This window comes from Siminovitchia sp. FSL H7-0308, assembly GCF_037980985.1.
Classification (GTDB): domain Bacteria; phylum Bacillota; class Bacilli; order Bacillales; family Bacillaceae_C; genus Siminovitchia; species Siminovitchia thermophila.
Genome location: NZ_CP150282.1, coordinates 1,738,146 through 1,751,646, shown reverse-complemented (window position 1 = coordinate 1,751,646; position 13,501 = coordinate 1,738,146). Strand labels below are relative to the sequence as shown.

Annotated in this window: 15 protein-coding genes, 1 other RNA gene and 1 other annotated feature; of the genes, 4 read left to right on the top strand and 12 right to left on the bottom strand. The window is 42.3% G+C overall.

Features of this window, described 5'->3' with window-relative positions; genetic code table 11:
* Positions 1 to 104: 104 nt before the first annotated feature.
* From aroA to aroC, 4 genes are read right to left on the bottom strand one after another with little or no spacing between them, the layout of a single operon-like run.
* A complete protein-coding gene (gene aroA, locus MHB50_RS08330; protein WP_339165646.1) occupies positions 105 to 1,397 on the bottom strand; it encodes a 3-phosphoshikimate 1-carboxyvinyltransferase in 1,293 nt (430 codons plus the stop codon).
* A 20-nt stretch (positions 1,398 to 1,417) separates the two neighbouring features.
* A complete protein-coding gene (locus tag MHB50_RS08325; protein WP_339163126.1) occupies positions 1,418 to 2,518 on the bottom strand; it encodes a prephenate dehydrogenase in 1,101 nt (366 codons plus the stop codon).
* Positions 2,519 to 2,539: 21 nt separating this feature from the next.
* On the bottom strand, positions 2,540 to 3,625 hold the full coding sequence (gene hisC, locus MHB50_RS08320; RefSeq protein WP_340085133.1) for a histidinol-phosphate transaminase: 1,086 nt from the start codon (positions 3,623 to 3,625) through the stop codon (positions 2,540 to 2,542).
* A gap of 27 nt (positions 3,626 to 3,652) precedes the next feature.
* Positions 3,653 to 4,825, bottom strand: coding sequence for a chorismate synthase (gene aroC, locus MHB50_RS08315; RefSeq protein ID WP_340085132.1), 1,173 nt, complete (start codon positions 4,823 to 4,825; stop codon positions 3,653 to 3,655).
* A gap of 54 nt (positions 4,826 to 4,879) precedes the next feature.
* Positions 4,880 to 5,107 (bottom strand) — a binding site (T-box leader).
* A 350-nt stretch (positions 5,108 to 5,457) separates the two neighbouring features.
* Between aroC and MHB50_RS08310 the strand changes: the two genes are divergently transcribed.
* Positions 5,458 to 6,495: a bifunctional 3-deoxy-7-phosphoheptulonate synthase/chorismate mutase gene (locus MHB50_RS08310; protein ID WP_340085313.1), complete on the top strand. Its 1,038-nt coding sequence runs from the start codon at positions 5,458 to 5,460 to the stop codon at positions 6,493 to 6,495.
* Positions 6,496 to 6,779: 284 nt separating this feature from the next.
* Here the strand turns inward: MHB50_RS08310 and MHB50_RS08305 are convergent, their stop codons facing one another.
* From MHB50_RS08305 to MHB50_RS08285, 5 genes are all read right to left on the bottom strand, one after another.
* Positions 6,780 to 8,291 (bottom strand): carboxypeptidase M32, encoded by a 1,512-nt coding sequence (locus tag MHB50_RS08305; RefSeq protein ID WP_339163118.1) that lies wholly within the window; start codon positions 8,289 to 8,291, stop codon positions 6,780 to 6,782.
* 137 nt (positions 8,292 to 8,428) lie between these two features.
* Entirely contained in the window at positions 8,429 to 8,608 is a 180-nt protein-coding gene (locus tag MHB50_RS08300) for a hypothetical protein (RefSeq protein WP_339163116.1), read from the bottom strand.
* A gap of 135 nt (positions 8,609 to 8,743) precedes the next feature.
* Positions 8,744 to 9,139: RNase P RNA component class B (gene rnpB, locus MHB50_RS08295), an RNA gene on the bottom strand.
* Between the two features lie 66 nt (positions 9,140 to 9,205).
* Positions 9,206 to 9,514, bottom strand: coding sequence for a cell division regulator GpsB (gpsB, locus tag MHB50_RS08290; RefSeq protein ID WP_339163114.1), 309 nt, complete (start codon positions 9,512 to 9,514; stop codon positions 9,206 to 9,208).
* A gap of 191 nt (positions 9,515 to 9,705) precedes the next feature.
* Positions 9,706 to 10,032, bottom strand: coding sequence for a CotD family spore coat protein (locus tag MHB50_RS08285; protein ID WP_339163112.1), 327 nt, complete (start codon positions 10,030 to 10,032; stop codon positions 9,706 to 9,708).
* Positions 10,033 to 10,330: 298 nt separating this feature from the next.
* Here MHB50_RS08285 and MHB50_RS08280 point away from each other — a divergent pair, with 298 nt between their 5' ends.
* Positions 10,331 to 10,798: an Hsp20/alpha crystallin family protein gene (locus tag MHB50_RS08280; protein ID WP_340085131.1), complete on the top strand. Its 468-nt coding sequence runs from the start codon at positions 10,331 to 10,333 to the stop codon at positions 10,796 to 10,798.
* Between the two features lie 50 nt (positions 10,799 to 10,848).
* Here MHB50_RS08280 and MHB50_RS08275 read toward each other — a convergent pair whose 3' ends face one another.
* Positions 10,849 to 11,349, bottom strand: coding sequence for a YppG family protein (locus tag MHB50_RS08275; protein ID WP_339163108.1), 501 nt, complete (start codon positions 11,347 to 11,349; stop codon positions 10,849 to 10,851).
* 190 nt (positions 11,350 to 11,539) lie between these two features.
* Between MHB50_RS08275 and yppF the strand changes: the two genes are divergently transcribed.
* Positions 11,540 to 11,746, top strand: coding sequence for a YppF family protein (gene yppF / locus MHB50_RS08270; protein WP_339163106.1), 207 nt, complete (start codon positions 11,540 to 11,542; stop codon positions 11,744 to 11,746).
* A gap of 62 nt (positions 11,747 to 11,808) precedes the next feature.
* On the opposite strand, the gene MHB50_RS08265 is transcribed toward yppF, so the two are convergent.
* A complete protein-coding gene (locus tag MHB50_RS08265; RefSeq protein ID WP_340085130.1) occupies positions 11,809 to 12,180 on the bottom strand; it encodes a YppE family protein in 372 nt (123 codons plus the stop codon).
* 93 nt (positions 12,181 to 12,273) lie between these two features.
* Positions 12,274 to 12,480 (bottom strand): hypothetical protein, encoded by a 207-nt coding sequence (locus tag MHB50_RS08260; RefSeq protein WP_339163104.1) that lies wholly within the window; start codon positions 12,478 to 12,480, stop codon positions 12,274 to 12,276.
* A 407-nt stretch (positions 12,481 to 12,887) separates the two neighbouring features.
* Here MHB50_RS08260 and recU point away from each other — a divergent pair, with 407 nt between their 5' ends.
* Positions 12,888 to 13,499, top strand: a complete 612-nt coding sequence (gene recU / locus MHB50_RS08255; RefSeq protein ID WP_339163101.1) for a Holliday junction resolvase RecU — start codon at positions 12,888 to 12,890, stop codon at positions 13,497 to 13,499.
* Positions 13,500 to 13,501 lie beyond the last annotated feature (2 nt).

The following is a 13,501-nucleotide window of genomic DNA, read 5'->3' as shown; positions in this document are numbered from 1 at the left end:
AGACCTGAGTTGTTACAAAAGGTCTAAGTGGGAGAAAACGGCACCTAAATGCCCGATTGGTTCAACTAACATTCAGTAGGAGCCCTACTGAATGAAGTTTCACTTTATGTGTTTGCGTGTTTTAATTGCTTCAACTGTTCAAAAAATCGAGGAAAAGAAATGCCGATCGCCTCGTTATTTTCTATGACTGTTTCACCTTTGGCGAGACAAGAGGCAATGGCGAGCATCATGCCAATTCGATGATCCCCGTGGCTGTTAACGGTTGCCGGCCGAAGTTTGGATGGGCCGTAAATGTTCATTCCATCATCTGTCGCCTCAATCCGCGCGCCCATTTTGGACAGTTCTTTTACAACCGTATCGATCCGGTTCGTTTCTTTCACTTTCAGCTCAGCCGCATCTTTAATGATCGTGACACCATCCGCTTGGGTTGCCGCCAAGGCGATAATGGGGATTTCATCAATTAATCTAGGAATGACGTCTCCGCCGATTTCAATTCCTTTTAAGGAAGAAGTTTTCACGGTAATATCAGCTACAGGTTCAATTGAACGGTCGTCTTTTCCTTCCACTAATATATCTGCGCCCATTTCTTTCAATACTTCTATTATGCCGGTTCTCGTTGGGTTTATTCCCACATTTCGAATCGTCAATTCACTGTTTGGAACAATAAGCCCCGCAACGAGGAAAAATGCCGCGGAAGAAATATCTCCCGGCACATGGAGGGTCGTTCCTCTTAATGATTGGTTTCCCTTTATGGATTTTTTTAAACCATCTTCTTCCACATTACAGCCGAATAGACGCAGCATTCTCTCCGTGTGGTCTCTTGACATTTGCGGTTCAGTAACGGATGTCACTCCATCAGCACGCAGCCCTGCCAACAATACCGCCGATTTTACTTGTGCGCTTGCTACAGGTGAAACATAATCAATCCCGGTTAATGTGCCGCCGCGAATGCTGAGCGGTGTAAAGCGCCCATTTTCCCTGCCGTCTATTTTCGCTCCCATTAGCAAGAGTGGCTGCACTACCCTATCCATCGGCCTTTTGGCAATGGAACCATCCCCGATGACGCATGCATGAAAAGGGGCATTCGCCAAAATCCCCAAGAGCAAACGGATCGTTGTCCCGGAGTTTCGTACGTCCAATATCTCTTTCGGTTCCTGTAAGCCGTCAATTCCGTTCCCTCTAATTTCAACATAATCTCCATCTCTTTCGATTTGAACGCCCATTTTTTGAAAGCAATCAATTGTCCGGAGACAATCATCTCCGGTTAAAAGTCCATGTATTTTAGTCGTTCCCTCCGCAATCGAACCAAACATGACCGCACGATGGGAAATGGATTTGTCTCCCGGAACGCTGAAAATGCCCTTTAACCGTATCCCTTCTTCTGTCTTCAACCGCATACTCATCATGCATCCCCCTTTTACATGTTCAAATATGTCTCAAAACCATCTCTTTCTAAGCACGCTTTGGCCCGATGCCTGTCTTCATCCGTTTGAAAGCTTAAACGAAGAACACCGAACACGTCTTCCCTAGCTTCAATAATACGGATGTTTGTCAAGCTGATCTGCTCTTTCGCCAAAATAGTCGTTACATGGGAGATGACACCCGGCTTATCCAGCACATCCACAAATAAATCGTAAAATGCATCAATGGCTCCTTTTGCACGAACAGGGAGCGAATCGCGAAATTTCTTCGCTCCGGAAAAATAATGATAAATCTGTTCTCTATCCCCTTTTTTAACGAGTGATTTAACAAAGTCCATTTCATCGATCCATTCATCCAACAAAGCAATTAAACTTGACTTATTTTGTATAATGATGTCCCGCCACATTTCCGGACTGCTAGAGGCGATTCTGGTAATATCTCGGAAACCGCCTGCCGCCAGCCAGCGGACACGGTCATTGGTTTGGGCATGGCTTTCCACTTGCCGGACAAGGCTTGAAGCAATCAAATGGGGCAAATGGCTGACGACTCCAGTTACCTGATCATGCTCTTTTGGTTCCATCACCACAAAGTGAGCTTTCGTTCCTTTCAACCAACATTTTAACTCAGCAATTTTGTTTTCTTCAGTTTGGGAAGATGGTGTTAACACATAAAAAGCATTTTCAAACAAGTGACCCCTTGCGCTTCCTGCCCCTGTCTTATGGGATCCGGCCATCGGATGGCCGCCGATAAAAGCGACCCCTTTTTCGCTAAGAATTTCAGCCTTTTCCATAATTTTTTCCTTCGTGCTGCCAACATCTGTCACAATCGCGCCTTGCTTTAAAGGCAACTCCGAAAGCCGCCCGATCATATGACCCACTTCCTCAACCGGGCAAGCCAATATGATTAAATCACTTAAAACGGCTTCTTTCTCAAGCGATGACGCAATTTCATCAATGATGTGCATTTTTGCGGCCAGTTTGCAATTTTCTTCGTTCAAATCAAACCCCACAATATGGGCTTGATGTTCTTTTTTGATGGCAAGAGCTATCGAACCGCCAATAAGCCCTACACCCGCAATTAATACGCGTCTATCCAAAAGATGTCCCTCTCTATCTGTCTATTGTGTTACAAGCATCATCTTTTCCAAGAGTTGAAAAAGTTCCTCGTTTTGTTCCTTTGTTCCGATTGTGATTCGGATGCCGTTTGGAAATGGCCTGACGATAAAACCTCTTTCAAGCAAATATTGAAAAACGTCCGCACTTTCTTTTCCAGGAATCCGAATGAATATGAAATTTCCTTGCGAAAGGTAATATTCAAACCCGTTCCGTTTACATACATCATAAAATTTTTGTAATTCATCTTTGTTTTCATTGACACACTTTTCCACAAAAGCTTGATCTTGCAGCGCCGCAATGGCGGCTGTTTGCGCAAGGACCGAAGTATTAAACGGAAGCCGCGCCACATCCAATTGTTTAACAAGCTGTGCGTCCGCGATGCCGTAGCCAATGCGGAAAGCCGCTAACCCGTATGCTTTTGAGAATGTGCGTAAAATAAGCAAATTTTTATAGCGGTCCAGCAAAGGAATCGTATCAGGAAAATCCTCGGCAACCGCATACTCATAATAAGCCTCATCCAACACGACCAGCACATGGGGCGGAACATTTTGTAAAAATTCATGGAGTTCCTCACTGTTTACATATGTTCCTGTCGGATTATTCGGATTGCAAATCCATACAACTTGTGTACGATCATCAATTTTTGCCGCCATGGCGTTTACATCATGGCAGCCGTCTTTTAGCGGCACTTCCCGAACTTCCGCTTTCTGGATAACAGCATGGTGGCGATATTGGGGAAATGTCGCATCAGCCATGACAGTATTTGCACCTTCTGAAAGCATTGCCCTGCTGATCATTTGGATTAATTCATCCAAGCCACTTGAAAAAATAAGCTGATTTTCATCCACTTTTAAGAACTTGGCTACTTCTTCCCTTAGCGTAATAGCTGCTCCGTCAGGGTATACAGCAAAGCTCTCCAAGGAAGAAATGGCTTTGCGTACGAGTGGTGAAGAACCGTAGGGATTTTCGTTCGATGCCAATTTGGCAATCTTTGTTAATCCGTATTCCCGTTTCACCTCTTCGCTTGATTTTCCAGGTGAATAGGCTTTTAATGTCAACAACTCAGGGTTTACCTTTACTACTTCCATGTTGATCCCACCTTTCTATTTTTTCGCCTAGAAATTTTTTGTATATGTCCTATACTGATTGATATTTTCTTGAATTTGTCCGATCTGATCATGGCCAAACTTTTCTAAGAGCGCAACCGCCAATTCCCAAGCGACCACCGCTTCAGCAACAACGCTTGCTGCCGGAACAGCGCAGCTATCAGAGCGTTCAATACTTGCCTGGAAAGGCTCCTTCGTATCAATATCTACGCTATTTAACGGTTTGTACAAGGTCGGAATCGGCTTCATCACGCCCCTGATGACGATTGGCATCCCGGTCGACATACCGCCTTCAAGACCTCCGGCATTATTCGTTTTTCTCGTATAGCCGTTTTCTTCATCCCACATAATTTCATCATGTACAAGGCTTCCCGGTTTATGAGCCGCTTCAAATCCGACACCAATTTCAACACCTTTAAAAGCATTTATGCTCAAAATGGCACCGGCAAGTTTGGAATCAAGCTTCCTGTCGTAATGGACATAGCTGCCCACCCCAATCGGCATGCCCTCTGCTATTACTTCAACGATGCCGCCAATTGAATCACCTTGCGCTTTCGCATCATCTATGGCTTTCATCATTTTTTCCGCAGCCGCTTCATCAAGACAGCGCACTGGAGAAGCTTCTGTCCTTTTCTGGAGATCCTCGATATGGTCGTAATGGACATTTTCGGCTCTGACGCCGCCAATTTCCAGAACATGCCCGCCGATGTTGATTCCCAGTTCAGCGAGTATGATTCTGGCAACCGCCCCTGCCGCCACTCTTACCGTCGTTTCTCGCGCAGAAGAGCGTTCCAGAACGTTCCGCATGTCTCTATGGCCATATTTGATAGCGCCGTTTAAATCGGCATGACCTGGGCGCGGTCTTGTAATTTGTCTTTTTACCTCGTCTTGTTCCTCTTTTGAAAGGGGTTCGGCCCCCATAATTTTTCTCCAATGTTTAAAGTCGCGATTTGTGACAACAAGTGTTATGGGAGCACCGATCGTTTTACCATGGCGAACCCCGCTTAATATCTGCACTTCATCCTTTTCAATTTGCATTCTTCTTCCACGGCCATACCCTTTTTGTCTGCGGGCCAACTGCTCATTGATCATGTCAGCCGTTAAAGTCAGCCCCGCTGGAACTCCCTCCAAAATGGTCGTTAGTTGCGGGCCATGTGATTCCCCTGCCGTTAAATACCTCATTCCCAATTACCTCCAATAAAAAGTAAATAAAATGAAAAAATCGCCCCTGCTGTCAGCAGGGACGATTGATCATCGCGGTACCACCCTCATTGTGGAAAAAAACTCCACCTCTTTATACAGATAACGGATGTCCCGTCTTTTCTTACTTGTTACAAGACGCCAATCGTTCAGAAAAGAAGCTCGAGGCCGTAATTCATGTTCATTTATATACTGGTTCCCACCATCCACCAGCTCTCTGCAATAGTGAAATGAACACTACTCTCACCTTGTCATTGCCAATTATCAAAGTTATTTATCATTAATTTTTACCACATAAAACCTTGTTTGTAAAGAGGGCATTTGAATCATCCTAAAAATTGATAAAAACTTTACATAATCTTTCTCCCCTTTTATTTTATAGCTGTTACAATACATATTGTGCAAACAATTAAAAAAAGTCTATTGACAAAACTTGAATAACGGTATAATGTGTTGAGCTATCAACAAAAATTATAACACATCTGCTTTACAGCGTTGAAGTCCTAAAGTAAGATTCACTTCAACGGGGAAATTCAGTGAAAATATTTAAGGAGGGCTTATCGTTGTCTGATCTCGAAACATTGCGTTCTCGAATTGAAAAAACAACATTACAAATGTTGGAACTATTGAATGAACGCGGCAGTATTGCCCAAGAAATTGGGAAATTAAAAGAAATGCAGGGCGTTAAGCGCTTTGACCCTGTTCAGGAGCGTAAATTGCTGAACTTATTGGCCGACCATAATAAAGGCCCATTCTCAACCGCCACTGTTCAGCATATTTTCAAACAAATCTTCAAAGCGAGTCTTGAACTACAGGAAGATGATCACCGTCAGGCCCTGCTTGTATCAAGAAAGAAAAAAGCTGACGATACGATTGTTGAAGTAAACGGGGAAAAAATCGGGGACGGGCAGACCTACTTTATTATGGGACCGTGTGCCGTTGAAAGCTATGATCAAGTAAAAGCTGTCGGGAAAGCCTTGAAAAATAATGGGCTCAAGCTGTTACGCGGGGGCGCTTTCAAACCGAGAACTTCACCATACGATTTCCAAGGCCTTGGTCTGGAAGGACTAAAAATTTTAAGACAAGTGGCTGATGAAGAAGGACTTGCGGTTGTCAGTGAAATTTTGAACCCATACGACATGGAAGCGGCACTCGACTATGTTGATATCATTCAAATCGGCGCCCGCAACATGCAAAACTTTGAGTTATTGAAAGTGGCCGGAGCTGTCAAAAAGCCTGTATTGTTAAAACGGGGATTGGCTGCCACTATTGAAGAGTTTATGTATGCGGCAGAATATATTCACGCCCAAGGAAATAGCGAGATCATCCTCTGTGAAAGAGGCATTCGCACATATGAAAAAGCAACAAGGAATACGCTCGATATTTCCGCTGTGCCGATCTTGAAAAAAGAGACCCACTTGCCTGTCGTTGTGGACGTTACACATTCCACCGGCCGTAAAGATCTCCTGCTTCCTGCTACAAGAGCAGCCATTGCGATCGGAGCGGATGCGGTCATGGCTGAAGTTCATCCAGATCCTGCTGTGGCTCTTTCTGATTCAGCACAACAAATGGACATCGCCCAATTTAACGAATACATGGATGATGTCAAGACATTTGCCAAAAAAATCCAAAAAGAAACAGCCGACATATAATCATTTAAAATGATTCGCTTCGCATTGCGTGAAGTGAATCGTTTTTTTATGTCTTGGGAATCCGAAACCGAACATGACGGCTGTTCCCTCCCCTCCACCTACTGTTCTTACCGATGAAAAAGTTTCTCACAATCCCTGCTTATCAAAAAAACCTCGCCATTCGGTACATTACCGCGGCGAGGAATATGTCTATTTGCTTGTCATATCCTTGAATCAGAACGACCAAAACAGCGAGGTGCGTATTTCAACAAAAATATTGGACATCGTCTTTATAAAGAAAATGCTTACAAAGCATACAGAGCCGAATATTTATCAACGAGGTAGCGATTCAAATAATCAGCAGTTAAGCGTTCGCCGGTTACATCTTGAATAATTTCCAAAGGTTTTTTTGTTTTTCCGAACTGATGAATCTTTTCATTAAGCCATTTTTTTATCGGTAATAGTTCGCCATTTTCCAACAGCTCGTCGTATGAAGGCAGGTCTTGCAACATCGCATGTTTCATTTGGGCAGCATACATGTAACCAAGTGCATAGGACGGAAAATAGCCAAAGCTCCCTGACGACCAATGCACATCCTGTAAAATGCCTTCGGCATCGTTATTAGGACAGATTCCCAAATACTCCTCATACTTGGCGTTCCACATCTCCGGCAAATCTTTTACGCTGACTTCATCGTTAAACAACGCTTTTTCAATTTCATACCTGATAATGATATGTAAAGAATACGTCAAATTGTCCGCTTCAATTCGGATGAAAGAAGGCTTTGCCTCGTTTATGGCGAAATAAAAATCATCGAGAGGAACATGATCAAGTTGGCCATTGGCATAAGATTTCAGCAAATGATAATTGTGAACCCAAAATGATCGGTCCCGCGCAACGATATTTTCATAAAAAAGCGACTGGGATTCATGGATACCCATTGACGTTCCGGTGCAAAGCGGGGTTCCAATTAGTGTTTGTGAGATATTTTGCTCATAGATTGCATGCCCGCCTTCATGGATTGTTCCGAATACGGCAGTCCTCCAATCGTTTTGATTATATCTCGTTGTGATACGCACATCCCCCGGATTTAGTCCTATGGCAAATGGGTGCACCGTTTCATCAAGCCGGCCGGCTTGGAAATCGTAGCCCATTTGTTCCAATATTTTCAGGCTGAATTCTTTTTGGTTTTTGATGGGGATGGAACCCCAGAAAATATCTTTGGACGGCTTTTTTCCCGAGTCGGCAATTTTCCTGACCAATGGAACGATTGTTTTCTTCAACGCGGAAAATTCCTTGTCAATCGTTTTTACCGTTACTCCCGGCTCATAAAGATCCAACAGTGCATCATATTTATTTTCGCTGTATCCCCAATAGTTAATAAATTTTTTGTTAAACTCGACCAGCTTCTCCAAATAAGGCCGGAACATTTCAAAGTCGGATTTGGCCCGTGCTTCTTCCCAAACCGATTCGGCTTCTGCTTGTAAAATGACATATTCTTTATACTCTGCTGGAGGTATTTTTATATTTTGATTATATGTTTTTTTGCACTCTTCCAGTGTTTTTTGTCCAAGGCTTGACAGTGTCTCTTTTTTTCCTGAAAGGCTTGCAATAAATGCGGCCATTTCTTCAGACGTAGACATGTGAAAGTATTCAGAAGCAAGAACACCGATCACTTGCGACCGTTGCTGCAACCCTTTTTTCGGCGCCCCTGTCCGCATATCCCAGTAAATAAGCTGCAACGCCTCGTCATACGCCTCCATTTTTTTTACATAATTTAAGAATTTTCCTTCTTTTTCAAGCGCGCGTTTCCCCATATGACAGCCCCCTCTAAAATAATCACTCCATATTTGCAAAAGGACCAAGCCTTCCTCATCATATTAGTATAATATAAGTCCTATCGTCCAGTAGATCGCAATAAAAAATGAAACGCGGCGAATGATTCCATAGCGTTTCATTTTGCCCTTAAGCAACCATTGTTGGACAATACATAATGCAGCGCTTTGGTGAAGCTTTGTTCGGCATCCTGAAGGCTCTTTGTGGCCAAGTCCTGCACACATTCCTTCTGCAGGATTTCATAAGATGAAGTGAGCGCTTTCGAGATTTTTTGCAGTTCATTGATTTGTTGCGGCATGCCAAGAATCACATCCTCTCTATCAAAGTGTACACAAAAAAGTATATTCCAAAGATGTTATTTTTATTCGAGATAAAAAAAACCTTCCTGCTCCGGAAGGTCGTTCATTGAACTTTCTCGCCTATTTCAATAACATTCTGTAAGCCATGTTCTGTGCCATTGTACTGCAAGCGACCGTAGGCTGATCTCGTACTCCGGCGGTAATCATCTATCTGCGGGCACAACCACCCGCCTCTTTCCTCGTTCCTTAATTCCTCGGAAAGAGTGCCTCTACCATTATTTGAGTTTCTCGCTCACGGGGTTTACCTCGTTCCACCCTTGCCGTTTCCGGCAAGGCTTCGTCACTGTGGCACTTTAAAGGTATTCGCATCATATCTGCAATAGACTTAGATGCTTTCCCTGCCGTCAACCGAAATTTCGGCTGCCCTGGCTTATCGTTTCGCCAGGCGCGATCACTACGGGCATCTCAGCACCGTGCGAGCATGGACTTTCCTCTGCCATCGTAAAAAATGACAGCGATTACCCGAATGTTATTGATGTCGAATTACTATTATAGTATGTAGGGTAAAAAAAAGCAAGCTCCATTATCTGGAATTGTTAATAATTATCATCAAGCTTGCTCCCAAATACGTGTTTTTCTAAATTTGACAGGCGTTTTAAAATATCAAAATTCGTTGTGCCAGCCGGCGGCTGTACATGCTGTCTTCGGCTGCTTTCCTCCAATTGCTTTCTTAACCTTACGTTTTCTTGCTGCATTTCATCAATGATTGTATGCATTGCTTCGTAATCCTTGATAATCAGATCCAAAAACTTGTCAACATCTTCTTGTTTATAACCACGAATACCGGTTTTAAATTCTTTTTCTAATATTTCTTTGGCAGTTAATTTTAATTTATCAGCCATCATTCGAGACCACCTCAAATCCAACGACATTACTATTATTCTTTCAGAATATAGGCCATTTGTCAATTTTACAGTTCCAATTTTCCATTTGGTTTATCCAGTGTAAAACAATATCTGATTTGACACAACTGTTTCTTCATAAAAATCCCTACAAGGATGAATATGGCGTTTATTCATCCTTGTATCAGCCTGACCTAATAAGGGATCATCGGACCACCGGGACCGAACCCCGGCATTGGAGGACCGAATCCGGGACCTGCGGGTGGAACCATTCCCGGGCCTGTAGGCGGAACCATTCCTGGGCCTGGGGCCGGACCAAAAGATTGGGTGTTAGTCACTTCATTTACGCAAGACTCAGTGTGCGGAAACGAGTGTTGGTGTTGGTAATTAATATGATTGACCGTTGTCGTATGTGAAGGATGGATTTCAGGGATGACATAATTATACTGTTTATGTTTTACACAACATTTTGTTGGGTGCACGACTGCGGGCAACACTTTAGTGCCACAATTTATATACATAATATATCCCCTTTCTGTATTGATTATTTGTTTACACTATAACCTATGAGAAAAAAGAAACCATGTACTAATACAAACACCTATTTTCAAGGCTTCCACACAAAATGCCCCCCGAACAAGCCGCGTCGGTCTTGAAATTTTTTGATTAATTTCTGTCCATTTCAACAAATCATGATAATCATTTCGCCGCAAAGTCGAAAGCTGCGCTTGCCCGGGAAATGACGGCTATTCCCTTTTCTCCAAGAACTTTTTTTATGAATTCTTCATACATTGATTAAAAAGCAGAGGAGCGTGTAAAATGACGGATCAAAATCAAGATAAAAATTCGCCAGGGCAGCCATCTGAAGCTGTTCATTACTTTCTTAAAGCGATGAATGATTTTTTTGAACACCGTCCTGTTAAAGGATTTTTAGAGAGCATGGACGAATTATTTGCATCCTCCCCATTAAGCAGCTTTCCGGCAGAACTGAAAGAAACAGAAAAGGAGTATGTCATCCAAGCAAAACTTCCAGGAATTCGAAAAGAACAAATTGCAATCGATGTATGGAACCAACATCTTACAATTTCGGTGCTTCACCATGAATCGTTCACAGCAGAAAATGAACACAAGGAAATCATCCAGCAGAAAGAAACGATGAAAAAATCAACAAGGACGATTCCCTTAACAAAGCCCATCGATAATAAAGGTGTAAAAGCTGCATTCGAAAACGGGCTGTTGAAAATCAACATTCCAAAAATAAAAGGAAAAAGAATCGAAATACCTTAAAAAGGAACCGGTTTGAAACACCGATTCCTTTTTTCATTTTCTCACGCAATTCATCCACCTTTAAAAAGGCCTCCTATTCCTTTTGCCATGTTGGATAACTGCGTTAGCGCATTCATCATTTGTCCGGCAGTATCAACCATTTTATTAATGTCTAAACTCCCGCTTTGTGATTTAAATGAGTTCAGAATCGTTCCGAATTGGCTTGGAGGAGGCTTTGGAAAAATCCCCGGCTGCTGGTTTGGAATGGGATATGGTTGAGGGCCCATCCCATACTCAGGCATGGAAAGCCCCTTGTCTTCTTCCGGCTGTAATGGGTTTTGAAACAATTGTGATTGGGTATTTGGCGTACCATATTGATGAGGCTGGCCCGCGCCGGCCATATACTGCCCGTTTAAAGTTTGCTGTTGAAGCGTAAAATTGGGAATTCCTCCATAACCTTGCAACCCGATGGGCTGTCCTTCAAATCCTCCCGGCCCGTACGGTGTTGCATAATAATATGGAGAAGGGGTGTACCGTAACATATGTGGATAATGACCATGAAAAAAATGCATAATCCTCCCCTGCCTTTACTGCTAAGTCAATCTATTTTATGCCCATACGCAGATTATTGTGCAATAATATAAATCATATATGAAAGCGGTGTCGAAATGTCGAACCTTTTGTCTGAAGTCTCACTTTTCTATAAAAAGGCAAACCGGAAAAATTATGTTACTATAAAAAAAAAGCCTAGGAGGAATGTACATGTCAATTCACGAATTAAAGCAAAAGTTTATGATGAAAAGGTCACATGCAATTGAGGATGTCAGCCAACTGTTGGACTTTGCGAAGCAAACATACATTAACAATGAAATTACTGTTAAGGAATTTCGAAACATAATTCGTGAATTGGAAGCTCTCGGTGCAAGAAATCCAGAACCCGTTTATCAAACTGAAAAATCAAGCAAATGACAGAGGCCAAACAATTATTTGGAAACGATTACAAATAGAGAGATTAAATCCCCTGACGTCTGTCAGCGGGATTTATTTTCGTTGATTTCCTCCATAATGCGGTGTAAAACATATTCAATAGATTGAATATGGCTCTTGAATCTTTTGAGACTCGAATCAGGATAAAAGGAGCGGATAGATACCATTTGGATGTTTTCTGCCGTATGTTTGATTTGTTGAGGAAATAAATTTTTGGGCGCGCAGGCAATCGTCCATTGGACCGCTAAAGGCTCCCATTGCTCACAAAGCTGCTTTACTTTGTCGGCAAACGGCTTTACCTCTCCAAAAAAATCACCCTCCACTCCGGTTTCCCGAGAGTTGTGAAAGTTTGACGAAGCTTCATGACAATAATGAAGAAGTTGTTCCGTCCATTTTTTTAATTGTACCTCATCCATTTCAATCAGCCCCCGTAATAAAAAGGAGCAGCTTTTTAGCTGCTGGCTTCATTTTACAAGCTGCCGGAATGCAATTCAAGTGTCATGGTCGTTTCAGGATACTTGATAGCGCCTGATCTTCTCTCTTGCTTTCGCCAACTCCAATTGAGCCAGCTTTTTTCCAATTTCATTATTTTCCTTCGTTATGACCGCTCCCAACCTTGTTTCCTCTTTTTTTACACGACGGGCAATTTGTTGTTCCAACCGATTTAATTGTGCCTTGATTTCTTCCAGCTTGTCGATACAGTCCTGTTTATTCATTATGAATCCCCCCATGAAACTGTTGGGTAATGTATTCTTTCTTTTCAAAGAACTTCCTGCCTTGGTGACAAAACTAGAAGCAAATCGCCAAATGTTCTTGTTTATTTCACCTCGTGCTAATGATGTAAAAGTGTGATGGATTATGCAAGAGCATATCGTTTCCGCTGGTTTTCCCATATAGTAAAAAAATGGATATATTGGAAAATCATTATAAATCATTTACTTTTCCTTTAAATACTTCCTGACAGGATAAATTTGTTATAAAATGTTCATTGGAATAAGGGAAGCTCTTTTAGATACCCTTTAGACCGGCTCTTGTTCCTTTTATTTTCATATGTTCTCATTTTCTTATTTTTATTCGTTTTTTTCTGCTATGATATAATTTAGTCCATAAAGGGGGATGAAACATGGAATTTCATTATCCTAATGGCCGTAAATACGAAAACCTGTCCGCGGCAAAGCAAAAAACCCCGGACACGACTGCAGCCACTAATTACAGCAACAGAGGCATGACGTTGGAGGAAGATCTTAATGAAACAAATCGGTATTATTTGGCCAGTGGAATAGCTGTCATTCATAAAAAACCGACTCCGGTCCAAATTGTTCATGTGGACTATGCCAAAAGAAGCACGGCAGTCATCAAGGAAGCTTACTTTCGCCAAGCATCCACGACAGATTACAACGGTGTATGTGAAGGCAAGTATATAGATTTTGAGGCAAAAGAAACAAAAAGCAAGACATCATTTCCGTTAAAAAATTTTCACGCCCATCAAATCGAACATATGCATCATGTTGTCAAGCAAAATGGAATAACTTTCGTCATCATTAGATTTACGACAACCGAAGAAATATTTTTGCTTGAAAGCAAGTTTTTATTTGCATATTGGGATCGCATGATATCCGGAGGCCGAAAGTCAATCTCCAAAAAGGAGATTGTAGCGCACGGGCATAAAATTAAGCTAGGCTATAGGCCGAGAATCGATTATTTGAAAGTTATACGCGAGATTTATGCATTTTAATC

What these genes read in the sequence shown, in the direction of transcription:
- aroA (WP_339165646.1), bottom strand. Translation starts at nt 1,397, where the DNA reads ATGCGGTTGAAGACAGAAGAAGGGATACGGTTAAAGGGCATTTTCAGC.
- hisC (WP_340085133.1), bottom strand. Translation starts at nt 3,625, where the DNA reads ATGGAAGTAGTAAAGGTAAACCCTGAGTTGTTGACATTAAAAGCCTAT.
- aroC (WP_340085132.1), bottom strand. Translation starts at nt 4,825, where the DNA reads ATGAGGTATTTAACGGCAGGGGAATCACATGGCCCGCAACTAACGACC.
- MHB50_RS08310 (WP_340085313.1), top strand. Translation starts at nt 5,458, where the DNA reads ATGTTGGAACTATTGAATGAACGCGGCAGTATTGCCCAAGAAATTGGG.
- MHB50_RS08305 (WP_339163118.1), bottom strand. Translation starts at nt 8,291, where the DNA reads ATGGGGAAACGCGCGCTTGAAAAAGAAGGAAAATTCTTAAATTATGTA.
- MHB50_RS08300 (WP_339163116.1), bottom strand. Translation starts at nt 8,608, where the DNA reads ATGCCGCAACAAATCAATGAACTGCAAAAAATCTCGAAAGCGCTCACT.
- gpsB (WP_339163114.1), bottom strand. Translation starts at nt 9,514, where the DNA reads ATGATGGCTGATAAATTAAAATTAACTGCCAAAGAAATATTAGAAAAA.
- MHB50_RS08285 (WP_339163112.1), bottom strand. Translation starts at nt 10,032, where the DNA reads ATGTATATAAATTGTGGCACTAAAGTGTTGCCCGCAGTCGTGCACCCA.
- MHB50_RS08280 (WP_340085131.1), top strand. Translation starts at nt 10,331, where the DNA reads ATGACGGATCAAAATCAAGATAAAAATTCGCCAGGGCAGCCATCTGAA.
- MHB50_RS08275 (WP_339163108.1), bottom strand. Translation starts at nt 11,349, where the DNA reads ATGCATTTTTTTCATGGTCATTATCCACATATGTTACGGTACACCCCT.
- yppF (WP_339163106.1), top strand. Translation starts at nt 11,540, where the DNA reads ATGTCAATTCACGAATTAAAGCAAAAGTTTATGATGAAAAGGTCACAT.
- MHB50_RS08265 (WP_340085130.1), bottom strand. Translation starts at nt 12,180, where the DNA reads ATGGATGAGGTACAATTAAAAAAATGGACGGAACAACTTCTTCATTAT.
- MHB50_RS08260 (WP_339163104.1), bottom strand. Translation starts at nt 12,480, where the DNA reads ATGAATAAACAGGACTGTATCGACAAGCTGGAAGAAATCAAGGCACAA.
- recU (WP_339163101.1), top strand. Translation starts at nt 12,888, where the DNA reads ATGGAATTTCATTATCCTAATGGCCGTAAATACGAAAACCTGTCCGCG.